The sequence below is a fragment of the Rhodococcus sp. IEGM 1330 genome, assembly GCF_033142445.1.
GTDB lineage: Bacteria > Actinomycetota > Actinomycetes > Mycobacteriales > Mycobacteriaceae > Rhodococcoides.
Genome location: NZ_JAWLSB010000004.1, coordinates 256364 through 277741, shown reverse-complemented (window position 1 = coordinate 277741; position 21378 = coordinate 256364). Strand labels below are relative to the sequence as shown.

The window sequence follows — 21378 nt, the reverse complement described above, 5'->3', positions numbered from 1 at the left end:
ATTCGGACACCGTCCAGGGTACGCGGACACGAAAAAGCCCCACACTGACAGTGCGGGGCTTTTCGATGGAGCCGATGACGAGAATCGAACTCGCGTAGCCTGTTTGGAAGACAGGGGCTCTACCATTGAGCTACATCGGCGTGCAAACAACAGTCGTGGGATCGCCAGTTCCGTCGCCTGCGTTTCAAGACTGTACCCAACGCCGCTGCCGGATTCCAAACCGGCATGCCGCGCCGGTTCGGCCGAACGCCTTCGGTGGGGCGCCGATGAGGGGCTACTATCGGTTGCTGTTCAATGGTGTGGGTACGACGGGGTGTGGCGCAGCTTGGTAGCGCATCCGCTTTGGGAGCGGAGGGTCGCAGGTTCAATTCCTGTCACCCCGACAAATGAGGGCCGCAGGCACGGTTCGCCGTGTTCGCGGCGAGCGAGGTAAGACCGCAAGCCAGCACCGTAAGCACCACCAGCAAGCAAGAATTACCAGAAGGAGCATGTTCCGTGAAGAGCACCGTCGAGCAGCTGAGCCCGACGCGAGTCCGTATCAACGTTGAGGTGCCCTTCGAGGAGCTCAAGCCTGATTTCGACCGCGCGTACAAGGCTTTGGCTCAGCAGATCCGCCTCCCCGGCTTCCGTCCCGGCAAGGCTCCGGCCAAGTTGCTGGAGGCTCGCGTCGGCCGTGGTGCGGTCCTCGAGCAGGTCGTCAACGACGCTCTTCCCTCCCGCTACTCCGAGGCCGTGACCAACGAGAAGGTCAAGGTCATCGGCCAGCCCGAGATCGAGATCACCAAGATCGAGGACGGCACCGAGCTCACGTTCACCGCCGAGGTCGACGTCCGCCCCGAGATCGATCTGCCCGACTACTCGACCATCAGCGTCGTCGTCGATCCGCTCGAGATCAAGGACGAGGCCGTCGACGAGCAGCTGCAGTCGCTGCGCCAGCGTTTCGGCACCCTGACCGGTGTCGATCGTCCCGTCCAGTCGGGCGACTTCGTCTCGATCGATCTCTCGGCCACTGTCGACGGCGAGAACGTGGAAGAGGCAACCGCGAGCGGACTGTCCCACGAGGTCGGCTCCGGCCAGCTCATCGAGGGACTCGACGACGCGATCATCGGCGTCTCCGCGGACGAGTCGAAGGAGTTCACCTCGACTCTGGTCGCCGGTGAGTACGCAGGCAAGGAAGCGGTCGTCACGGTCAAGGTCGTGTCCGTCAAGGAGCGCGAGCTGCCCGAGGCCGACGACGAGTTCGCTCAGCTGGCCAGCGAGTTCGACACGTTCGACGAGCTGCTCGCCGATCTGAAGACGCGAGTCGAGCGAGTTGCGAAGGTCGAGCAGGCCGGTCAGATCCGCGACAAGGTGCTCGAGACGCTGCTCGAGACGCTCGAGATTCCGGCTCCCGAGGCCGTCGTCAAGGCCGAGGTCGATTCCCAGGTGCACGAGGCCATCCACGGTCTCGACCACAACGAGGAAGCACTCGCCGAGCTGCTCGAATCGCAGGGTTCGAGCCGCGAGGAATTCGACAAGGACGTCAAGGAAGGTGCCGAGAAGTCGGTGCGTACCCAGCTCCTTCTCGATGCGATCGCCGAGGCAGAGAACACGCAGGTCGGGCAGGAAGAGCTCACCGAGCGGATCATCTTCCAGGCGCAGCGCTACGGCATGCCGCCCGAGCAGTTCATCCAGCAGGTGCAGCAGGCCAACCAGCTCGGTGCCGTGTTCGCAGACGTCAAGCGCGGTAAGGCCCTCGCATCGGTCGTCGAGCGCGTCACCGTGACCGACACCAACGGTGCCAGCGTCGATACGGCCGAGCTGTTCGGCAGCCCCGCCGATGCTCCCGACGAGGCCGAAGCAGCAGATTCTTCCGAGGGCGAACAAGAGAAGTAACGCTCACAGCGAACGACGGCGGTTCCGGGACTCCGGAGCCGCCGTCTTTCGTTAGTGTCTGTGTCAGGAACCAACGATTTGTTATGAAAAGGCAGGTACCGTGACTGTTCAGAATCCGGCGGCTTCGCACGAGCAGAGTCCCGTCATGACTTCGGCCGCAGCAGGCCTGAATCTCAGCGACTCCGTGTACGAGCGTCTGCTTCAAAACCGAATCATTTTCCTCGGTACCCAGGTCGACGATGACATCGCCAACAAGTTGTGCGCGCAGATCCTGCTGCTCTCCGCCGAGGATGCCACCCGCGACATCTCGCTGTACATCAACTCACCCGGTGGCTCGGTCACCGCGGGTATGGCCATCTTCGACACGATGGAATTCGCCGAGTGCGATATCGCCACCTATGGCATGGGTCTGGCTGCCTCGATGGGTCAGTTCCTGCTCTCGGCCGGAGCCAAGGGCAAGCGTTACGCTCTGCCGCACGCGCGCATCATGATGCACCAGCCCTCGGCCGGAATCGGCGGCAGCGCCTCCGACATCGCCATCATGGCCGAGCAGTTCGCGCACACCAAGCGTGAGATGGCCGAGCTCATCGCTCAGCACACCGGCCAGACCGTCGAGCAGATCACCGAGGACTCCGATCGCGACCGGTGGTTCACCGCGCAAGCGGCCAAGGAATACGGGTTCGTGGACCACGTCGTCAGCCGCGCGCAGCAGGCCGGCGGAATCGGCGAGTAAATCGGCCGGTACCGGCGACCTCGATCACTCACATCTTGGAGAAACGATGACAAACCTGTTCGATCCCAATCAGTTGCCGTCCTCGCGGTACATCCTCCCGTCCTTCGTCGAGCACTCCAGCTACGGCGTCAAGGAATCGAACCCGTACAACAAGCTGTTCGAGGAGCGCATCATCTTCCTCGGCGTCCAGGTCGACGACGCGTCGGCCAACGACGTCATGGCTCAGCTGCTGGTGCTCGAGGGACTCGACCCCGACCGGGACATCACCATGTACATCAACTCACCCGGTGGCTCGTTCACCTCGCTGATGGCGATCTACGACACGATGCAGTACGTCCGCGCCGATGTTGCGACCGTCTGCCTCGGCCAGGCCGCGTCTGCCGCCGCCGTTCTGCTCGCCGCCGGTACTCCCGGTAAGCGTGCGGCACTGCCCAACGCGCGCGTGCTGATTCACCAGCCCTCCAGCGGTGGCATTCAGGGCCAGGTGTCCGACCTGGAAATCCAGGCCGCCGAGATCGAGCGCATGCGTCGACTCATGGAGACCACTCTCGGCCGCCACACCGGCAAGGATCCCGACGTCATCCGCAAGGACACCGATCGCGACAAGATCCTCACCGCGGAACAGGCCAAGGACTACGGGATCATCGACACCGTGTTCGAGTACCGCAAGCTCTCCGCCCAGAAGTAGCAGACCGAGTACCACCGGTCGGACCGGTCAGGTCCGGCAGAAGATTCCGACGCCGGGTGTGAGTGTGAAACTCCGCCCGGCGGTCGCGATCGACGACCCGAATGCTGTATTCGGTGAAATCGGGTGGCGAATCACCGGAAACAACCCGCCCATGTTCGGCGAACACGGGTACCGTCGCATCCAAGAACTCGGTCGGCCGAAGTCGGCATGACGACAGACCGAGAAGTAGCCCACGAAGGTTTCGGCCACACCCGGTCGGCGTGGGTCGTACGCGGACAAGGAAGTAGGAACCTCCGAATGGCACGCATCGGTGACGGTGGAGATCTGCTGAAGTGCTCCTTCTGCGGCAAGAGCCAGAAGCAGGTCAAGAAGCTCATCGCTGGACCAGGGGTGTACATCTGCGACGAGTGCATCGACCTGTGCAACGAGATCATCGAAGAGGAATTGGCCGAATCGAGCGAAGTCAAGCTCGACGACCTCCCCAAGCCCTCGGAGATCAAGGACTTTCTCGAGAACTACGTGATCGGTCAGGATGCTGCCAAGCGCACGTTGGCCGTTGCGGTCTACAACCACTACAAGCGCATCCAGGCCGGTGACAAGGCGCGCGACGTACGAGGCGAATCAGTCGAACTGGCGAAGTCGAACATCCTGATGCTCGGACCGACGGGGTGCGGAAAGACGTACCTCGCTCAGACCCTGGCCAAGATGCTCAACGTGCCCTTTGCCATCGCCGACGCCACCGCCCTCACCGAGGCCGGCTACGTGGGCGAGGATGTCGAGAACATCCTGCTCAAGCTGATCCAGGCCGCGGACTACGACGTCAAGCGCGCCGAGACCGGCATCATCTACATCGACGAGGTCGATAAGATCGCGCGCAAGAGCGAGAACCCGTCGATCACGCGCGACGTGTCCGGTGAAGGCGTGCAGCAGGCGCTGCTCAAGATCCTGGAAGGAACTCAGGCCAGCGTGCCGCCGCAGGGTGGTCGCAAGCATCCGCATCAGGAGTTCATCCAGATCGACACCACCAATGTGCTCTTCATCGTCGCCGGTGCGTTCGCCGGACTAGAGAAGATCGTGTCCGATCGGGTCGGCAAGCGCGGGCTCGGATTCGGAGCCGAGGTTCGCTCCAAGGCCGAGATCGACACGCAGGATCACTTCGCCGAGGTGATGCCGGAGGACCTGATCAAGTTCGGTCTGATTCCCGAGTTCATCGGTCGACTGCCGATGATCGCGTCGGTGACGAACCTGGACAAGGAATCGCTCGTGACGATTCTGTCCGAGCCGAAGAATGCGCTGGTCAAGCAGTACCGCCGCTTGTTCGACATGGACGGTGTGGAGCTCGAGTTCACCGCCGAGGCCCTCGACGCAATCGCCGACCAGGCCATTCTCCGCGGAACCGGTGCACGTGGCCTGCGCGCCATCATGGAAGAAGTTCTGCTTCCGGTGATGTACGACATCCCGAGCCGCGACGACGTGGAGAAGGTCGTCGTGACTGCCGAAACAGTCAACGACAACGTGCTGCCGACCATCGTGCCGCGCAAGCCCGAGCGTCCGGAGCGCCGCGACAAGTCCGCCTGATACGCGCCGATCCACCAGCTGAACGACGAATCCCCGACCTCATCGCGCGGTCGGGGATTCGTCGTTTCTGGCTGTACTCAGCCGATGATCACCGCGTGCGCGCCGGGGGCGTCGGTCACAGCGGGAAATCGGCGTCGAACCAGTGGGTCGTGGCCGGGCACGACGATGCCGGTGCCGGCGGCGAGCTCCCGAATTCGGTCGAAGGCCCCGTACATGTCCGGCAGCGCATGCAGGATCGCGAACGGGCTGTCGTCCTCGAAGTTCTCGTAGAAATGACTGGCGTCGGAGGCCAACACCACCGGGCCGCGCTCGGTGTTCACTCTGACCACCTGCATGCCTGCGGTGTGTCCGCCGACGGCGTGGACGGACAGCCCGGGGAACAGGTCCAGATCGCCGTCGACGAGGTCGAGCCGAGTGCCACGATCGGCGGATTCGATGTGTTCGGTGTCGGCTCCCGAGTGCAACCACTGCTCTCGGGTGATGCGGGCGGCCCACGGCCCGGTCCAGTATTCGAGCTCTGTGCGCTGCACCACGTATCGCGCGGTCGGGAGCTCCGCGACGACCCCGGTGTGGTCGTAGTGCAGGTGGGTCAGGATGCAGGTGTCGATGTCGTTCGGTGTGAGGCCGAGTTCGCCGAGCAGATCGATGGGTGACCCGTGATAGTCGAGCCCGTCCATCGGTTCCGCTGTGGCCGGGGAAATTCCGGCGTCGATCAGCACCGTGCGGTTCTTCGAGAGGGCGAGCCACACGTAGTAGGCCACCGTCTGGCTTTCGGTGCTGCGCTCGTCACGTTGGTGAAAGAGATTGCTGCGCAATGCTGTTCGGCTGGCATACTGCAGGGCGAGCACCGTCCAGGTGCCCGCCGCTGCAGGTCGAAGTGCGTCGATCACGATCGCGGTCAGACCGATGCGACGCGCGCGCCGTCGGTGGTGCGGGTCGGAACACCGAGCTCGTCGGTGGGGGTACGGAAGGTCTCCTTCGAAGTCGCGACGATGGCCACGTTGATGGTGCAGAAGACCGCGGTGACGATCGCGACGGGTAGCCACGCACCGACCTCGGCTCCGGCGATCGCGCCTGCGATGGTCGGCGCGAACCCTGCGATGGCGAAACCGATCTGGGTTCCCAGCGCGGTTCCGGTCAGACGAACCCGGGCCGGGAACATCTCACCGTAGAACGAGGGCCAGACACCGCCGGTGGCGCTGTGCACGAACCCGAACATCACGATGCCGAAGGCGAAGATGAGGACGTAGTTGCCGGTCGAGATGGACCACAGGTAGCCGAACATCAGGATCGCGCAGCCGATGGAGCCGAACAGGAACACCGGCTTGCGTCCGATGCGATCCGACAGGGCACCGAAGAAGGGCAATGCGACGAGTGCGACGACGTTGGCGAGAACGCCGACCCACAGCATGGGGGTGCGTTCGAGGCCGACGGTGTTCACGGCGTAGGACAGTGCGTAGACGGTGAATATGGTGCTGACGGAGGCGATCACGGCGGCCAGCATGACGCGGACCACGGCCGGTCGATGCTCGCTGAGCAGTTCGGCCACGGGCAGGCGCTGCGGTTCGGTGGAGGCCACTTCTTGCTCGAAGACCGGGGTCTCGTCGAGCGAACGGCGGATCACGAAGGCGGCGACGACGACGAAAGCGCTGAGGAAGAACGGGATTCGCCAACCCCAGCTGAGCAGTGCTTCCTCGGGGAGCATGGCGACGGGCAGGAACACCGCGGTGGCGAGAATCTGTCCGCCCTGGGTGCCACTGAGGGTGAAGCTGGTGAAGAACGCACGCCTGTTGTCCGGGGCGTGTTCGAGCGTCATCGAGTTCGCTCCGGCCTGCTCACCGCCTGCGGAGAATCCCTGGCACAACCGAAGCAGCACCAGGATGATGGGCGCAGCGATGCCGATGGATTCGTACGAGGGCAGGACACCGACGCCGAGGGTGGCGATACCCATCAGCAGGACGGTGGCGACCATGACCTTCTTGCGTCCGTAGCGATCACCGATGTGGCCGAGGACCAGTGCGCCGAGCGGACGTGCGAGGTATCCGACGCCGAAGGTGGCCAGGGCGAGCAGGGTGCCGGTCGCCGGGTTGGAGCCCGGGAAGAACACGCGGCCGAAGACGAGTGCGGCTGCAGTGCCGTAGATGAAGAAGTCGTAGTACTCGAGGGCGCTTCCGACCCATGCGGCTGTCGCCGCTTTGCGCGGGTTCGCCCCGGGGCGAAGCGGCGTCGGGTGGGTGCCAGGGGTGTGCGAATCCATCGTTCTCGTGTCTCTCTTCGTGAGGCGGGGGAGCGTAGGCGCTGGTCGACGACGCGTTCTCGGCGATCGGACCACTAATGTACTAAATGGTTAACACCGGGTGCCTCTGAATACTGAACGTGATCCATGCCACGTGTCAACCCCTGACGTGACGAGGCCTACCGGAAAAACGCGAACGTCAGCGAGAAGCCGAGGTCAGGAACGCGATGATCATGTCGCCGAGCATCGAGCGCAGACGGTTTCGATGCTGGGGGTCGGTGAGGTCGCGGCCGAAGAGAGCCTCGAAGGTGTACCGATTCGACAGACGGAACACGCAGAAGCTGCTGATCGTCATGTGCACGTCCAGGGCATCGACGTCCGTGCGGAACACGCCGTCCGCCTGTCCTCGCGCCAGGATGCTCGACAGCAGTTCCGCGGCGGGATTGCCGAGGTTGTTCAGTGCCTCGGACGTGGAGATGTGTTCGCCGCGAAGGATGTTCTCCGTGGAGACCAGGCGGATGAAGTCGGGATTCTCCTCGTGATGGTCGAACGTCAGTGATGCGATGGCGCGAATGGCTTCGACCGGCCCGAGGCCCTCGACGTCCACGTCTCGTTCCCGCTCGCGAATGCGCAGGTACGACCGTTCGAGTACGGCCTTGTACAGGCCTTCCTTGTCGGTGAAGTAGTAGTACAACATCCGCTTGGTCGTGTGCGTGCGCTCGGCGATCTCGTCGATGCGTGCCCCTGCGAAGCCCTTGTCCGCGAACTCCTCGGTGGCCACCTCGAGGATGTTGTGCCGGGTCAGGTCGCTGTTGCGTCGACGCTTGACGGTGGGTCCGCTGCTGTCGTCGGACGTATCGGTTGCGCGCGGAGCCATGGATCAACTCTATCGGCGCCGATTGCGGCGAAAGGGTTGGGCGCGAGGCGGGGGCGTAGTACCGTCGAGCTAATTCACCAATTCGTACATTAAGGCTCGAGGAGATCGACATGCCGGAATCCCTGCTCTGTGGACTGATCGGGACGGGTATCGGCAAGTCGCTCACACCCGCGATGCACGAACGAGAGGGCGCCGAGCACGGGCTTACCTACCAGTACCGGATCATCGACCTGGACAGCCGTGGATTGACCGCCCTGGACCTTCCCCGTCTCGTCTCGACCGCCGGGGACCTCGGATTTCGAGGACTCAACATCACGCACCCGTGCAAACAACGCGTCATCTCCACTCTCGATGCGCTCTCCGAGGACGCCGCCCGACTCGGAGCCGTCAACACCGTGGTGTTCGCCGACGGCCGAGCCGTCGGACACAACACCGATTGGTCCGGATTCGATCGCAACTTCGGCCGCGGCCTACCCGGTGCCGACATCGGTGACGTGGTGCAACTCGGGGCCGGGGGAGCAGGGGCAGCCGTTGCCTATGCGATGGCCCGCCGCGGCGCAGGCAGGCTCACTCTCGTGGACGCCGATCCGCTTCGGGCACAACAACTCCGGGAATCCTTGTCGGCTATGTTCCCGGATGTCGAGATCCTGTCGGCAGGCCTCGACCGTCTCGCCACCGTTCTCGAAACCGCAACCGGCCTGGTGCATGCGACCCCGATCGGAATGGTCGAACATCCAGGATCTGCTGTGCCCGAGTCACTCCTGCATCCGAGGATGTGGGTCGCCGAGGTCGTGTATCGACCGGCCGAGACCGAATTGCTCGCGGCTGCATCCCGGGCTGGGTGCCGAACGCTCAGCGGAACCGGAATGGCGGTGTTCCAGGCCGCCGACGCCTTCGAGATTTTCACCGGACGCACCGCCGACGCCGATCGAATGATCGCGCACATGAGCTCGCTGATCGCACTGGAGGATCGTGCGACCGCAGGTGCTCTCGCGTGACACACATCGCCACGTCGGTGGCCACGGTGTCGCTCAGTGGTTCGCTGGACGAGAAGATGCGCGCCATCGCAGACGCCGGGTTCGACGGTTTCGAGGTGTTCGAGCCGGACTTGATCAGCTCACCGGACCTTCCCGAGGACATCGCCAAGAAAGCAGCCGACCTCGGTCTGACCCTCGATCTCTATCAGCCCTTTCGCGACGCCGACTCGGCCGACCCGGAACAGTTCGCCCGCAATCTCGTTCGCGCCGAACACAAATTCGACGTGATGGAACAGCTGGGGTGCGATCTGCTGTTGGTCTGCTCCTCGCCGCTGGCCGGTGCCGTGCGTGACGACGCCCTGCTGGTCGAACAGATGGCAACCCTCGCCGAACGTGCGCATCGGCGCGGAATGCGACTGGCGTACGAGGCGTTGGCGTGGGGTGCCCACGTGAACACCTACCGCCATGCCTGGGACATCGTCCGGCAGGTCGATCATCCCGCGCTGGGAACGTGCCTGGACAGCTTCCACATCCTTTCTCGCGGTGACGATTCCGCAGGCATTCGCGAGATCCCCGGCGAGAAGATCTTCTTCCTCCAGTTGGCCGACGCCCCGCACCTGGTGATGGACGTACTGCAGTGGAGCAGGCACCACCGGTGCTTCCCCGGGCAGGGCAGCTTCGATCTGGCGCGCTTCGGTGCCGATGTCGCGGCGTCCGGGTATTCCGGCCCGTGGTCGCTCGAAATCTTCAACGACGTCTTCCGGCACTCCGACACCGGCCGCACGGCATCCGACGCGCATCGGTCGCTGCTGTACCTCCAGGAGCAGGTGCGCGGCGTCGAAACACCCTCGGCCGGCAACGATCTGTTCGCGCCGCCGCCGCCGGGTCCGATCGAGAACGTCGTCTCCCTGCGGATTGCGGCAGGGCCGGCGAAGGCAGCGCAGCTGGGCACCACACTGCGGCACCTCGGCTTCGATCTGACCGCGGCACACAGCGAACACGGACTCAGCCTGTTCACCCAGGGTCCGCTGGCCGTCGCCGTCGACACCACCGTGGACACGCTGTGGACCGCACCGGGCGTCCCGGCTCACCTACCGGCGTTGGCCCAGATCGGTATTCGCAGCGAGCGCCCGGATCTGTGGCTGACTCGGGCACGCGCACTGGGAGTCACCGCGTCCACCGTCTCCATGCCCGGTGTGGCAGACGCGACCGACGCAGTGGTGCGCCTGGCCGTGACCGGTGCGACGTCGCTGGACCTACGCACCCGCGACAGTGCGGGCGCGTGGCAATCGGCATTCGATCTGGTGCCGAGGGTGGTGGAAGAGAACCGGGCGTGCGTCTCGCACGTGGATCACATCGCACTCGCCGTGCCTGCCGAGAGCTGGGACGGCGTGATGCTGCTACTGCGCTCTGTGTTCGGCATGGTGCCACACGAGGGCCAGGACGTCGTCGACGCGATAGGCCTGGTACGGAGCCGAGCCCTCACCCTCGCCACCGCCAACGGCACGATCAGGCTCTCGCTCAACATGGTTCCCGGCCGCCCGTCCGACTCGGACCCGCTGCCCGCGGCCCGGCGCGGAGGCGTCGGACATGTGGCGTTCGGGTGCGAGGACATCTACGCCGCTGCGAGTGCAATGACCGAACGCGGGCTCACCCCGCTGCGGATCTCACCCAACTACTACCGCGATCTCGACGCGCGATTCGGACTCGGCCCCGAGACCCTGGACGCGATGCAGCGTCTGGGGATCCTGTACGACGCGGACGCGACCGGCGGTGAGTTCTTCCACTTCTTCACCGAAACCGTGGGCGACGACCTGTTCTTCGAGGTGGTCCAGCGAGTGGGTGGCTACGAGGGCTACGGGGAGACCAATTCGGCTGTGCGGTTGGCGGCGCAACTGCAGTACTGACCGGTGATCAGCCGATTCGCTCGAACACCGCAGCAAGTCCCTGGCCGCCGCCGATGCACATCGTCTCGAGTCCGTAGCGGACCTCTCGGCGGTCCATTTCGCGCAACAGTGTTGCCAGAATGCGGGCTCCGGTGGCACCGACGGGATGGCCGAGCGAGATGCCCGAACCGTGTGGGTTCAGCCGCGGATCGTCGGGGTCGATGCCCCAGGACCGGGTCACGGCGAGAGCCTGAGCGGCGAAGGCCTCGTTGAGTTCGATGACCCCCATGTCGGCAAGGCTCAGGCCGAGCCGGCCGAGCGCCTTCTCGCTCGCCGGGACCGGTCCGATCCCCATCGTGCGTGGGGCAACGCCTGCGACACCCCATCCGGCGAGTCTGGCCAGCGGCCGAAGTCCCAGTGCAGCAGCTTTTTCCGGGGTGGTGACGATCGCGAGGGCAGCACCGTCGTTCTGTCCGCTGGCGTTTCCTGCGGTGACGGTCGACTCGGGGTCCATCGACGCACGGATCGCCTTCAGCTTCGCCAGTGACTCCAGGGTGGTGTCGGCTCGCGGATGCTCGTCGGTGGTGACGAGCATCGGATCCGATCTGCGTTGGGGGACCGACACTCCCACGATTTCCTCGGCGAACACACCGCTGTTCTGCGCGGCTACCGCGCGTCGGTGGGACTGGACTGCGAGTGCGTCCTGATCGGCGCGGCTGATGGAAAATTCCGCGCGCAGGTTCTCTGCGGTTTCGATCATGCCGCCGGGCACCGGAAAGTTCTTGCCGCCCGCGGTCACTCGCGCCCGGGCGAGTCGGTCGGACAGGGCCACGGCCTCGGCCTTGACGCCCCAGCGCATGCCGGTGGCGTAGAACTCGGTCTGACTCATACTCTCCACACCGCCTGCCAGAACCAGATCGTTGCCGCCGGACTGCACCTGCATGCACGCCTGCAATACCGCTTGCAGCCCGGAGCCGCAGCGGCGGTCGACCTGCATCCCGGGGACGTCGATACCCAGATCGGCATCGAGTGCCGCAATGCGTCCGATGGCGGGGGCGTCACCGTTGGGTGACGCCTGGCCCAGGATGACGTCGTCGATGTCGGCACCGGAGATGCCCGTTCGGGCAACGAGTTCGGAGATGACAGTGCTGGCCAGGGCCTGGGCGGATATGTCTCGGAACTGACCGCCGAAGCGACCGACCGGTGTTCGAAGGGGTTCGCAGATCACGGCGTCAGGCATGGGTGTTTCCTCGCTTGTCGTTGGGGCCGGCACTCACCCGGAGCAAATCGGTCTCGATGGCGCGGGTGGCGTCGAGCAAGGCCGGGAGTAGTTCTGTGCGGACTGCATCGGCGGAATGGCGGGCAGCTTGAGTCGAGACGTTCGCCGCGGCGACCACTGCGCCGTGTCCGTCGTGGATGGGAGCTGCGATGGAGCGCAACCCCTCTTCGAGTTCCTGATCCACCAGGCAGAAGCCCTCGGTCCGCACTCGTGCGAGTTCGCGTCCGAGCGCGTCGGCAGTGGTGATGGTCTTACCGGTGAGAGGAGTCAGGCGCACCCGATTCAGGTAGGCCGCGAGTTCGTCGGCAGGCAGTCCGGCCAGCAGCACGCGACCCATCGATGTTGCGAACGCGGGGAACCGGGTGCCTATGTTGATGCCGACGGTCATGATGCGGCTGACCGGAACACGGGCGACGTACACCACGTCGTCACCGTCGAGAATCGAGACCGAGGACGACTCGCGCACCCGTTCGGCGAGAGCCTCGAGGTGCGGCCCCGAGACTTCCGGGAGCGACAGGCTCGACAGGTAGCTGTAGCCCAGCTCGAGCACTCGAGGGGTGAGCCAGAACATCGAGCCGTCGGTACGGACGTAGCCGAGTTCGACGAGTGTGAGCAGGAACCGCCGGGCCGTGGCCCGGGTGAGGTCGGTTGCTCGGGCGACATCGGAGAGTGTTCGACGCGGATGCTCGGCGTCGAATGCTCGAATCACGGCGAGGCCGCGGCCGAGCGATTGAACGTAGTCCGAGGACGGCGGCGGCGAATCCGCGGAGTTCACGAGGTACCGGATTCGGTCTCGGCCGAGGTCTCGGCGATGGCCGCGTTCGCGAGACCGAATGCGCTGTTGCTGTTCGGAACTCCCGCGTACACCGCGGTGTGCAGGAACACCTCCGCCAGGGTGTCCGGCGCCGTGCCTGCTCGCAGGGCTGCCCGGATGTGCATGTCGAGTTCGTGTTCATTGCCCACGGCCGTCAGGATCGCCAGGGTCAGCAGCCTGCGGGTGTGGTGATCGAGTCCTGGGCGATTCCAGATGTCACCCCATGCGGTGCGGGTGATGAAATCCTGGAACGGTGCGGTGAAGTCGGTTCGTGCGGCGATGCTGCGGTCGACGTGCGCATCGCCGAGGATGCTGCGCCGCACCGCCATACCGGCATCGTGGGCCGCTGCGCGTCCGACGGCAAACGCATCCGATCCGATGTGTGCGGCAACGGCCGCGGTGACGGGCCCGGCTTGCTCGACGTTGGCCAGATGTGCGGCCGGGTCGAGAACCCGAAACGTCGATCCGATGACGCCGTCGGCGATGATTTTCAGGTCCTCGGGGGTGGTCGAGGGATCCTGCCGGCCCGCGATCACCAGGGTCGGAGCGGTGATGCGGTTCAGATCCGAACGAGAATCCCAGTGCGACAACGCCTCACAGCATGCTGCGTATCCCTCGTCGGACGTGTCGGCGATCATCCGGCGATGCCGGTCGACGAGATCGGCGTCGCGAGCGGCAAGTTCGGGGGTGAACCAGCGCTCGAGTACGGCGTCGGCCAGCGACGCCGTTCCGGCCGCTCGGACCGCTGCGGCCCGCTCGAGCCATTGCGCCGGCTCGCCGAATTTCGCCGAGGTGCACAGCAATGTCAGAGTCCGCACTCGCTCCGGGCGATGGATGGCGATCCACTGCGAGACCGCACCGCCGAGGGACAGGCCGACGAGGTGCACACGGGTCAGATCGAGTGAATCCAGCAGCGCCACCACGTCTTCGGCGAGTTCGGCCACCGAATAGGGACCGGGTGGGACCGGAGACCGGCCGTGCCCGCGAAGGTCGACGGCGAGAACGTGTACGGAGGCGGAGAGCGTTCCGATCTGCGGGTTCCACATCGATCGATCCGAGCCGAGCGAACCGATCAGCACGACGGTCTCCGCGTCGGGGCCGGGCCCCTCGGTGCGTTCGTGAGCAAGTGCGACGGTCATCGTGAATCCTTCGATTCTGTGGTGTGTTCGGTGTCGAGGGCACGCTCCGCGAGGATCGCGTCGACCAGCTCGGGTGCGTGGCCGAGATACGCGGCCGGGTCGAGTAGTTCGCGCACCGTCGACGGTGGGAGGAATGCCGTGATGGCAGGGTCGCTGTCCAGCGGCGCTCCCGCCGCGCATCGGGCAGTGACTATCTCGCGGGCCTGCTCGGTGTGCGCGGCCAATGCCGCGGTGACACGTTCGGCGAGGAGAGCTCCGCCCGTTGCGTCGAGATTGCGAGCCATTTCTTCGGCATGAACGTGTAACCCGCTCAAGCTCTGCGAGAGTCGATGGGCGGCACCACCGGTGAGGCGCAGCAGATCGGTGATCGTCTCCCATTCGGCGTGCCACGCTCCCGCGGCGCGCTGATGTTCGTGGTCCATGTTCGACAGCACCGTGGCCACAGCACCCGGTACTCGCCGGGACGCAGCGCGAGCGGTGACGGCGGCAACGGGATTGCGCTTGTGCGGCATCGCCGATGATCCGCCCGGCGCGTCCTCCGAGACCTCGCCCAGCTCGGTTGCGGACATCGACACGATGTCCTGGGCGATCTTGCCGATCGTTCCTGCCGCGACGCCCAAGGAGCACGCGATATCGGCGATCGCGGTGCGGTCGGTGTGCCAGGGCGCGTTCTGTCGCGCCAAGCCCAGTTCGACGGCAAGCGCCGCGGCGATGGCTGGTCCGTGTGGGTACACGGCCGCGAGAGTGCCTGCAGCCCCGCCGTACTGGACGGTGCATGTGCGTCGAACGGCAGCGACCCTGGTCCGCGCGCGGCGCAGCCCCGAGAACCAGTTCGCAGCCACCAGGCCGAAGGTGGTGGGCAATGCCTGCTGGCCGAGAGTGCGGGCCGCCATCGGGGTGGTCCGGTGGGCCAGGGCGAGACCTCGCGCTGCGGCACTCGCAGCGTCGAGCGAGGCCTCGATCACACCGAGCGCATCGCGGGAGACAAGCATCAGCGCGGTGTCCATGATGTCCTGGCTGGTGGCCCCGGGATGCACTGCCGTGGCAGGAACCTCGGCCTCGGCAACTTCGTTCCGAAGGATCTTCACCAACGGGATCACCGGGTTGCCCCCGGCCGCCGCATCCGCTCCGAGCCTCGCGATGTCCAGCTGCGCCCCGAGTTCGGTCGCAGCAGTGGTGACGACCTCGGCGTGACCGACCTCCACGAGACCGACCGTGGCCGCGGCCCTCGAGAGCGCCGCCTCGACGGCGAACATCGCTGTCACCCAGGCCCGGTCGCCCACGAGCGGCGCAACCTCATCGCTACCGAACGTCGGATCGAACAGTGCCCCTCGTTCGGATTCCATCGTCCCCTTTCGCCAATCGTGTGTCACAGCGCGAAGAACGGAGTCTCGTCGCCGTCCGGATCGGTGTTCTGCAGCACGATGTCGAGGTGATATCCACCGTGCACCGGTGCTGCGACGAGTCTGGCACGCTTGTGCTCCGGCATGGCGGACAACACCGGATCGACCGCATTGGCCTCGGTTTCGTCGGGAAAATACACTCGCGTCACGGCTCGATCGAGCATTCCACGGGCAAAGATTCCGACGTCGATGTGCGGTGCCTCCACGGCGCCGTTCTCGGCGGGCAGCGGCCCCGGCTTGATCGTCGTGATCGACATCGTTCCGGTCTGGTCGGCGAATGCTCTCCCGAAGCCGCGAAAGCCCGCGGTGCGCGACGGCACCGCGCCGCGCGGATCGTCGGAGTGATCGAACCGGCCGTCGGCATCGGCCTGCCAGGTCTCGATCATGGCGTCGGACATGGGGTTTCGGGCTCCGTCGATCAGGGTGAACGAGACGGTGATCTCACCGTCGGTGCCCTGCGGTACCACGCTCTCACCGTCGGGCCACAGCAGTCCGATATGAACGTAGGGGCCCACAGTCTGGGACGGCGTCTGTCCGAACGGTGCGGTGGTGACGTCGGCGCCGGTGACCACCGGGTAGCGCGGGGCGAACTCTGATTCAGTCATCGTGATCGTCTTCCTCGAAGGGGGTGGCGTCCCGGCCGCGCAGCACGATGTCGAATCGAAATCCGAGGGCCCAGTTGTCCTGTGTCGCTTCGTAATCGAACGTGCTGATCATTCGGGCACGCGAGTCTTCCGGCGCGGCGTTGAAGATCGGATCCTGGAAGAACATGGGGTCGTCCGGGAAGTACATCTGGGTCACCAGTCGCTGAGTGAACGCCTGGCCGAACAACGAGAAGTGAATGTGGGCGGGCCGCCACGCGTTGTGGTGGTTGCCCCACGGATACGCGCCCGGCTTGATCGTGGTGAATCGATACCTGCCCTCGGTATCGGTGAGTACGCGACCGGCACCGTCGAAGTGCGGATCGAGCGGTGCAGGCCACCGATCCCCGGTGTGACGGTATCGACCGCCTGCATTGGCCTGCCACACCTCGACGAGGGTGTTCGGAATCGCTTTGCCGTCGCTGTCGAGCACGCGGCCGTGCACGATGATCCGCTGCCCCTGTGCCTCACCGTTGTTCGCCAGGGTGAGGTCTGCGTCGGCGGCGGTCACGCGTCCCTCTCCCAGCACCGGTCCGGTGATCTCGGTGAGTCGCTGGGGGAGCAGGGTCAGCGGCTGCGCGGGATGCCGAAGGGCGGTGGTCCGGTACTCGGGGAAGTCGAGCGGGGCATGGACCCCCGATTGATCCCGATACTCGGGCGGGAGATGAAGCATCGAAGGTTCCTCACGATTGTGGTGATCTACGCAACAGCCAGAATAGCGATCTGTTCGCATTGTGGCAACCTGTTCATATTCCGCACAGAATGCGGTAGCGTGCGTCTCATGTTGGACAAAGTCGTGGCCAGCGCCACCGAAGCCGTAGCGGACATTCCCGACGGATCGTCGATCGCCGTCGGCGGATTCGGATTGGTCGGAGTGCCGGAGATCCTCATCGACGCGGTGCTCGCGCAGGGCGCGACCGATCTGGAAACCATCAGCAACAACTGCGGAACGGATGGCTTCGGCTTGGGAGTGTTGTTGGCGCACCATCGCATTCGCCGGACCATCAGCTCGTACGTCGGATCGAACAAGGAGTTCGCGCGGCAGTATCTCTCCGGCGAACTCGAAGTCGAATTGACTCCGCAGGGCACCCTCGCCGAGCGATTGCGAGCCGGCGGTGCCGGTATACCGGCGTTCTTCACGCCCGCAGGGGTCGGAACTCAGGTCGCGGACGGCGGATTGCCGCTGCGCTACGACGGTAGCGGCGGAATCGCACTGGCCAGTCCGCCCAAGGAGACTCGTGAATTCGACGGTGTCACCTACGTGATGGAACGCGGAATCGTCGCCGACTACGCGCTCGTGCACGCCTGGAAGGGCGACCGCCACGGCAACCTGGTGTTCCACGCCAGCGCGCGAAACTTCAACCCGCCTGCCGCCGCGTCGGGGCGCATCACCGTCGCGCAGGTCGAGCATCTCGTCGAGCCGGGCGAGATCGGACCCGACGAGGTTCACACCCCGGGTATCCACGTGCAGCGGGTGGTCCACGTCGGACCGGTCGAGGTCGGCATCGAGCAGAGGACGGTACGAGCATGAGCGAGAAGATGACCCGCGAGCAGATGGCGGCTCGGGTAGCCCAGGAACTCGGCGACGGTCAATACGTCAATCTCGGCATCGGCATGCCGACTCTCGTGCCCAACTACATCCCCACCGACGTCTCGGTGATCCTGCATTCGGAGAACGGAGTGCTCGGCGTCGGACCGTATCCCACCGAGGACGAACTCGACGCCGAGATCATCAATGCGGGCAAGGAGACCATCACGGTCCTTCCCGGTGCGTCCTACTTCGATTCCGCACAGTCGTTCGGAATGATCCGTGGCGGCCAGGTCGACGTCGCCGTGCTGGGGGCGATGCAGGTCAGTGCCACCGGTGATCTGGCGAACTGGATGATTCCCGGGCACATGGTCAAGGGGATGGGCGGCGCGATGGATCTGGTGCACGGAGCGCGACGCGTCATCGTGATGATGGAGCACGTCTCTCGCAAGGGTGAGCCGAAGATCCTCGAGCGCTGCACCCTGCCGCTCACCGGAAAGGGCTGCGTGCACAGGATCATTTCCGACATGGCCGTTCTCGACGTCACCGCGAACGGCCTACGTCTCGTCGAGACCGCGCCGGGTGTGTCCGTGGACGAGGTCAGGAACGCGACCGCAGCCGAACTACTGGTCGACGCCGCCGTCTGAGACGAGAACGCGGTCGGCGTGGGAGTAGATGTTCATCGACCGACCGCGGAGGAAGCCGATGACCGTCAGGCCGGATTCGGTCGCGAGGTCGACCGCCAGCGAGGACGGGGCCGAGACCGCCGCGAGAATCGGTATTCCGGACATCACCGCCTTCTGGGCCAACTCGAACGAGGCGCGGCCGCTGACCATCAGCACCGTGCCCTGCAGGGGAATTCGATCGTTTGTCACCGCCCAGCCGACGACCTTGTCGACGGCGTTGTGGCGTCCGACATCCTCACGCAGAACGAGCATCTCGCCGTCTGCGGTGAACAGGGCTGCGGCGTGCAGACCGCCGGTCGCATCGAAGACCTTCTGCGCAGACCGCAACGTGTCGGGTAGCCCGGAGAGGGTCTCCGACGTCACGACGACGGAATCAGCCACGGGGGAATGCTTGGTGCGCAATCGAATTGCGTCCAACGATCCCTTGCCGCACACCCCACACGAGGACGTCGTGTAGAAGTTCCGCTCGACGCCGGTCTCGGGCGGAGCGACACCCTCGGCCAGGGTCACGTCGAGGACGTTGTAGGTGTTCGCACCCTCGTCGTCGACCCCGTCGCAGTAGCGAGCCGCTGCGATGTCGGCTCCCGAGGCGATCACGCCTTCGGTCAGCAGGAAGCCGTGAGCGAGCTCGACGTCGTGGCCGGGTGTTCGCATGGTGACGGCCAGCGCCTTGCCGTCGACCCGCAACTCGAGCGGCTCCTCCACCACGAGGGTGTCCGGGCGTTCGACGCGGTGCTCACCCCGGAGTCGGACGACGGGCCTGCGGGTAGTGATGCGACCCATCAGTATCGGCTGAATTCGCGGTGACGTCGGTGACTCATTCTTCGATTGTGGACCCCGGTGCCGCCGGGCCGTCGACTCGGTCGGCCATTGCGCTCACCAACGAGACGATGCGGGGGTGGTCGACGAGATCGTCGACGAGCACTCGCTTGCCGTTCGCGTCGGCCAACGGGATCTTCCAGTTCTCGTACTGGGTTTCGTCGGTACCGGGCTGGTTCTGAATGCGATGTTCTCCGACGGCGTCGACGAGAGCGACGCCGATCAGCAGGGACGGGCTGCGCTGGACGAGGCGATGCAGAGCTTCCACCGTGTCGTGGTTGTCGGCGTCGGCATCGAGTAGTCCGCGCTCGCGCGCCAGGTCGAGAACGGCCTCGCGTTTGCGCGCGTCGACCTCCTTCTCGGAATCGATATCGCGTTCGAGCAGGCCGAGACGTGACCGCAGGTCGATGTGTTCGCCGTCGAGGTATCCGGCCGTCGGCGGCAGATCGTGCGTGGTCACCGACGTCAGACACAGGCTGCGGTATTTCTCCGGCGGGATCGGCCCCGATTCGTCGGCCTCGAACCACAGGATCGAGGTGCCGAAGATGCCGCGTTCGGTGAGGTACTCCTGCACCATCGGCTCGAAGACACCGAGATCCTCACCGACCACCACCGCGCCGGCGCGCTCGGCCTCGAGGGCCAGGATGCCGATCAGAGCGTCGTGGTCGTACTCGACATACGTTCCGCCACCGGCGTTCTCGGCCTCCTGCGGAATCCACCACAGGCGGAACAGGCCCAGGATGTGGTCGACGCGGATGCCGCCGGCATGACGAAGGATGGTGCGCAGCATGTCGCGGTACGGGACGTACGCCAGCTCGCGGAGTCGGTCGGGATCCCACGGGGGTTGGTTCCAGTTCTGGCCCTGCTGGTTGAAGTTGTCCGGCGGCGCGCCCACCGTGACTCCCGACGCCAACACGTCACCGAGCGCCCAGGCATCGGCTCCGCCGCGCGCCACGCCCACGGCGAGGTCGTGCATGATGCCGATGTCCATACCGGCATCGAGTGCCGAGCGTTGCGCGGCGGCCAACTGCTCGTCGCAGATCCACTGCAGCCACATGTGGAAGTCGATGCGCTCGGCGAGCTTGGTGCGTTGCTCGAGCACGAAGTCGGTACGCGGGTGTGCTGCTCTGTCGGTCCACGCCGAATTCTCGGGCCCGAACTTCTCCGCCAGCGCGCTCCACACCGCGAAATCGCGCAGTCCGGAACCCTCGCGTTCGACGAACGCGCGGAATGCGGACTCGCGGGCCGGGCTCCGTTCTACCGTGTGAACACGTTCCAGCGCACGCAGTTTCGCCTTGAAGGTCGAGTCTCGATCCAGCTTTCCGGTTCGCTTGTTGGCCTTGTCGAACCGCTTCGCTGCTTTCTGGACCTTGCCGAACTGTTCCGGCGACAGCAGCGCGGTTTCGCGGATGTTCTCCACTCGGATGTAGAGCGAGTTGAAGAACCGGCGGGTGGTCGGCAGGTAGGGCGACGCCTCGACCGGTGTGGTGGGTCGGTCGGCGTGCAGCGGATTGACGAGCAGGTAGTCGAACCCGTGCTCGCGGCCGGCGATGTCGGCCATGTCCTCGAGATCACCGAGATCACCGATTCCCCATGATCGTGTCGATCGCACCGAATACAACTGGGTGAGCAAACCTGTCCGCTGCCTGTCTGCCAGTTCTGCGTTGGGTGACAACGACTTCGGAGTGACCACCACGACCGCGTCCGATGTTCGGACCGTGTTGTCCTCGCTGATGGTCGTCGCGGTCAGGCTGTGCCAACCGAGCGGTGCACTGCCGGGAACGACGAACGTGGCGCGACCGATGAGGCGGCCGTCGACCTCACGGGGATCGACCCAGACCTCGGCCTGGGTCACCTCGATGGTCTCGCCGTCCTCGGAAACCATCGAGACCTCGACCGGATTGCCGTGTGGCACATGCACCCACACCACGGCATCGGTGCCCTGGGTGGCCACCACCACCGGCGGCAGCAGGCGCCGCCACGGCGCGTTCTCGATGTCGGCAAGAGCTCGGTCGACGTCCTCGGTGGATTCGGTTGCGTAGCCGCGCGCGGCGAGCACCTGACGCAGGGTGTCGTCGCTCACGTCGTGTTCGGTGTCGTCCCAGCCTCGGTACGAGGTCGATGTGCCGAGACGTCGGGCGAGAGAGCGAAGTGCCTGCGAGTAATCCACAGCGTCGATCGTGCCAGGTCGCCGCGCCCCCGTCATCCGGGCCGGGCGG

19 protein-coding genes and 2 tRNA genes are annotated in these 21378 nt (G+C 65.3%); 9 read left to right on the top strand and 12 right to left on the bottom strand.

Annotated elements, in window-relative coordinates:
* Window positions 1-66: 66 nt before the first annotated feature.
* Window positions 67-140, bottom strand: a tRNA-Gly gene (locus R4P57_RS12125).
* Window positions 141-309: 169 nt separating this feature from the next.
* Here R4P57_RS12125 and R4P57_RS12120 point away from each other — a divergent pair.
* From R4P57_RS12120 to clpX, 5 genes are all read left to right on the top strand, one after another.
* Window positions 310-383, top strand: a tRNA-Pro gene (locus R4P57_RS12120).
* Between the two features lie 112 nt (window positions 384-495).
* Window positions 496-1875, top strand: a complete 1380-nt coding sequence (tig, locus tag R4P57_RS12115) for a trigger factor (RefSeq protein WP_317803082.1) — start codon at window positions 496-498, stop codon at window positions 1873-1875.
* Between the two features lie 100 nt (window positions 1876-1975).
* Window positions 1976-2608: an ATP-dependent Clp protease proteolytic subunit gene (locus R4P57_RS12110; protein ID WP_032379221.1), complete on the top strand. Its 633-nt coding sequence runs from the start codon at window positions 1976-1978 to the stop codon at window positions 2606-2608.
* Window positions 2609-2654: 46 nt separating this feature from the next.
* On the top strand, window positions 2655-3296 hold the full coding sequence (locus R4P57_RS12105; RefSeq protein WP_008715342.1) for an ATP-dependent Clp protease proteolytic subunit: 642 nt from the start codon (window positions 2655-2657) through the stop codon (window positions 3294-3296).
* A 297-nt stretch (window positions 3297-3593) separates the two neighbouring features.
* Entirely contained in the window at window positions 3594-4874 is a 1281-nt protein-coding gene (gene clpX / locus R4P57_RS12100; RefSeq protein WP_032379220.1) for an ATP-dependent Clp protease ATP-binding subunit ClpX, read from the top strand.
* Between the two features lie 77 nt (window positions 4875-4951).
* Here clpX and R4P57_RS12095 read toward each other — a convergent pair whose 3' ends face one another.
* From R4P57_RS12095 to R4P57_RS12085, 3 genes are all read right to left on the bottom strand, one after another.
* Window positions 4952-5764 carry an N-acyl homoserine lactonase family protein gene (locus tag R4P57_RS12095; protein ID WP_317803081.1) on the bottom strand — a complete coding sequence of 271 codons (813 nt, stop codon included), beginning with the start codon at window positions 5762-5764 and terminating at the stop codon, window positions 4952-4954.
* An 8-nt stretch (window positions 5765-5772) separates the two neighbouring features.
* Complete coding sequence (locus R4P57_RS12090; protein ID WP_317803080.1) at window positions 5773-7131, bottom strand: MFS transporter; 1359 nt, start codon at window positions 7129-7131, stop codon at window positions 5773-5775.
* Between the two features lie 178 nt (window positions 7132-7309).
* Window positions 7310-7987, bottom strand: coding sequence for a TetR/AcrR family transcriptional regulator (locus tag R4P57_RS12085; protein WP_317803079.1), 678 nt, complete (start codon window positions 7985-7987; stop codon window positions 7310-7312).
* A 110-nt stretch (window positions 7988-8097) separates the two neighbouring features.
* On the opposite strand from R4P57_RS12085, the gene R4P57_RS12080 reads away from it, so the two are divergent.
* Together R4P57_RS12080 and R4P57_RS12075 are read left to right on the top strand one after the other, a co-directional pair.
* The gene (locus tag R4P57_RS12080; protein ID WP_317803078.1) at window positions 8098-8985 is read left to right on the top strand and encodes a shikimate dehydrogenase; all 888 of its coding nucleotides are present in this window, start codon (window positions 8098-8100) and stop codon (window positions 8983-8985) included.
* A 56-nt stretch (window positions 8986-9041) separates the two neighbouring features.
* Window positions 9042-10871, top strand: a complete 1830-nt coding sequence (locus R4P57_RS12075) for a sugar phosphate isomerase/epimerase and 4-hydroxyphenylpyruvate domain-containing protein (RefSeq protein ID WP_317803249.1) — start codon at window positions 9042-9044, stop codon at window positions 10869-10871.
* A gap of 7 nt (window positions 10872-10878) precedes the next feature.
* Here the strand turns inward: R4P57_RS12075 and R4P57_RS12070 are convergent, their stop codons facing one another.
* From R4P57_RS12070 to pcaH, 6 genes are read right to left on the bottom strand one after another with little or no spacing between them, the layout of a single operon-like run.
* On the bottom strand, window positions 10879-12090 hold the full coding sequence (locus tag R4P57_RS12070) for an acetyl-CoA C-acetyltransferase (RefSeq protein WP_317803077.1): 1212 nt from the start codon (window positions 12088-12090) through the stop codon (window positions 10879-10881).
* Window positions 12083-12904: an IclR family transcriptional regulator gene (locus tag R4P57_RS12065; protein WP_317803076.1), complete on the bottom strand. Its 822-nt coding sequence runs from the start codon at window positions 12902-12904 to the stop codon at window positions 12083-12085. The genes R4P57_RS12070 and R4P57_RS12065 overlap by 8 nt, the downstream gene beginning before the upstream one ends.
* Window positions 12901-14082: a 3-oxoadipate enol-lactonase gene (gene pcaD, locus R4P57_RS12060; protein WP_317803075.1), complete on the bottom strand. Its 1182-nt coding sequence runs from the start codon at window positions 14080-14082 to the stop codon at window positions 12901-12903. Before pcaD ends, R4P57_RS12065 begins: the two co-directional genes overlap by 4 nt.
* Entirely contained in the window at window positions 14079-15428 is a 1350-nt protein-coding gene (pcaB, locus tag R4P57_RS12055; RefSeq protein WP_317803073.1) for a 3-carboxy-cis,cis-muconate cycloisomerase, read from the bottom strand. The genes pcaD and pcaB overlap by 4 nt, the downstream gene beginning before the upstream one ends.
* Window positions 15429-15451: 23 nt before the next feature.
* A complete protein-coding gene (gene pcaG / locus R4P57_RS12050; protein WP_317803072.1) occupies window positions 15452-16090 on the bottom strand; it encodes a protocatechuate 3,4-dioxygenase subunit alpha in 639 nt (212 codons plus the stop codon).
* Window positions 16083-16799, bottom strand: coding sequence for a protocatechuate 3,4-dioxygenase subunit beta (gene pcaH / locus R4P57_RS12045; protein ID WP_317803071.1), 717 nt, complete (start codon window positions 16797-16799; stop codon window positions 16083-16085). The genes pcaG and pcaH overlap by 8 nt, the downstream gene beginning before the upstream one ends.
* A 108-nt stretch (window positions 16800-16907) precedes the next feature.
* Between pcaH and R4P57_RS12040 the strand changes: the two genes are divergently transcribed.
* Complete coding sequence (locus R4P57_RS12040; protein ID WP_183130118.1) at window positions 16908-17657, top strand: CoA transferase subunit A; 750 nt, start codon at window positions 16908-16910, stop codon at window positions 17655-17657.
* On the top strand, window positions 17654-18301 hold the full coding sequence (locus R4P57_RS12035) for a CoA transferase subunit B (RefSeq protein WP_317803070.1): 648 nt from the start codon (window positions 17654-17656) through the stop codon (window positions 18299-18301). Before R4P57_RS12040 ends, R4P57_RS12035 begins: the two co-directional genes overlap by 4 nt.
* On the opposite strand, the gene fdhD is transcribed toward R4P57_RS12035, so the two are convergent.
* Window positions 18278-19123 carry a formate dehydrogenase accessory sulfurtransferase FdhD gene (gene fdhD, locus R4P57_RS12030; RefSeq protein WP_317803069.1) on the bottom strand — a complete coding sequence of 282 codons (846 nt, stop codon included), beginning with the start codon at window positions 19121-19123 and terminating at the stop codon, window positions 18278-18280. The two genes, R4P57_RS12035 and fdhD, sit on opposite strands and share 24 nt — an antisense overlap.
* Before the next feature lie 34 nt (window positions 19124-19157).
* The gene (malQ, locus tag R4P57_RS12025) at window positions 19158-21365 is read right to left on the bottom strand and encodes a 4-alpha-glucanotransferase (protein ID WP_317803068.1); all 2208 of its coding nucleotides are present in this window, start codon (window positions 21363-21365) and stop codon (window positions 19158-19160) included.
* Window positions 21366-21378 lie beyond the last annotated feature (13 nt).

Coding starts and splice junctions, on each gene's coding strand:
- R4P57_RS12105 (WP_008715342.1), top strand. CDS start 2,655: ATGACAAACCTGTTCGATCCCAATCAGTTGCCGTCCTCGCGGTACATC.
- clpX (WP_032379220.1), top strand. CDS start 3,594: ATGGCACGCATCGGTGACGGTGGAGATCTGCTGAAGTGCTCCTTCTGC.
- R4P57_RS12090 (WP_317803080.1), bottom strand. CDS start 7,131: ATGGATTCGCACACCCCTGGCACCCACCCGACGCCGCTTCGCCCCGGG.
- R4P57_RS12085 (WP_317803079.1), bottom strand. CDS start 7,987: ATGGCTCCGCGCGCAACCGATACGTCCGACGACAGCAGCGGACCCACC.
- R4P57_RS12080 (WP_317803078.1), top strand. CDS start 8,098: ATGCCGGAATCCCTGCTCTGTGGACTGATCGGGACGGGTATCGGCAAG.
- R4P57_RS12075 (WP_317803249.1), top strand. CDS start 9,042: ATGCGCGCCATCGCAGACGCCGGGTTCGACGGTTTCGAGGTGTTCGAG.
- R4P57_RS12070 (WP_317803077.1), bottom strand. CDS start 12,090: ATGCCTGACGCCGTGATCTGCGAACCCCTTCGAACACCGGTCGGTCGC.
- pcaD (WP_317803075.1), bottom strand. CDS start 14,082: ATGACCGTCGCACTTGCTCACGAACGCACCGAGGGGCCCGGCCCCGAC.
- pcaB (WP_317803073.1), bottom strand. CDS start 15,428: ATGGAATCCGAACGAGGGGCACTGTTCGATCCGACGTTCGGTAGCGAT.
- pcaG (WP_317803072.1), bottom strand. CDS start 16,090: ATGACTGAATCAGAGTTCGCCCCGCGCTACCCGGTGGTCACCGGCGCC.
- pcaH (WP_317803071.1), bottom strand. CDS start 16,799: ATGCTTCATCTCCCGCCCGAGTATCGGGATCAATCGGGGGTCCATGCC.
- R4P57_RS12040 (WP_183130118.1), top strand. CDS start 16,908: ATGTTGGACAAAGTCGTGGCCAGCGCCACCGAAGCCGTAGCGGACATT.
- R4P57_RS12035 (WP_317803070.1), top strand. CDS start 17,654: ATGAGCGAGAAGATGACCCGCGAGCAGATGGCGGCTCGGGTAGCCCAG.
- fdhD (WP_317803069.1), bottom strand. CDS start 19,123: ATGGGTCGCATCACTACCCGCAGGCCCGTCGTCCGACTCCGGGGTGAG.
- malQ (WP_317803068.1), bottom strand. CDS start 21,365: ATGACGGGGGCGCGGCGACCTGGCACGATCGACGCTGTGGATTACTCG.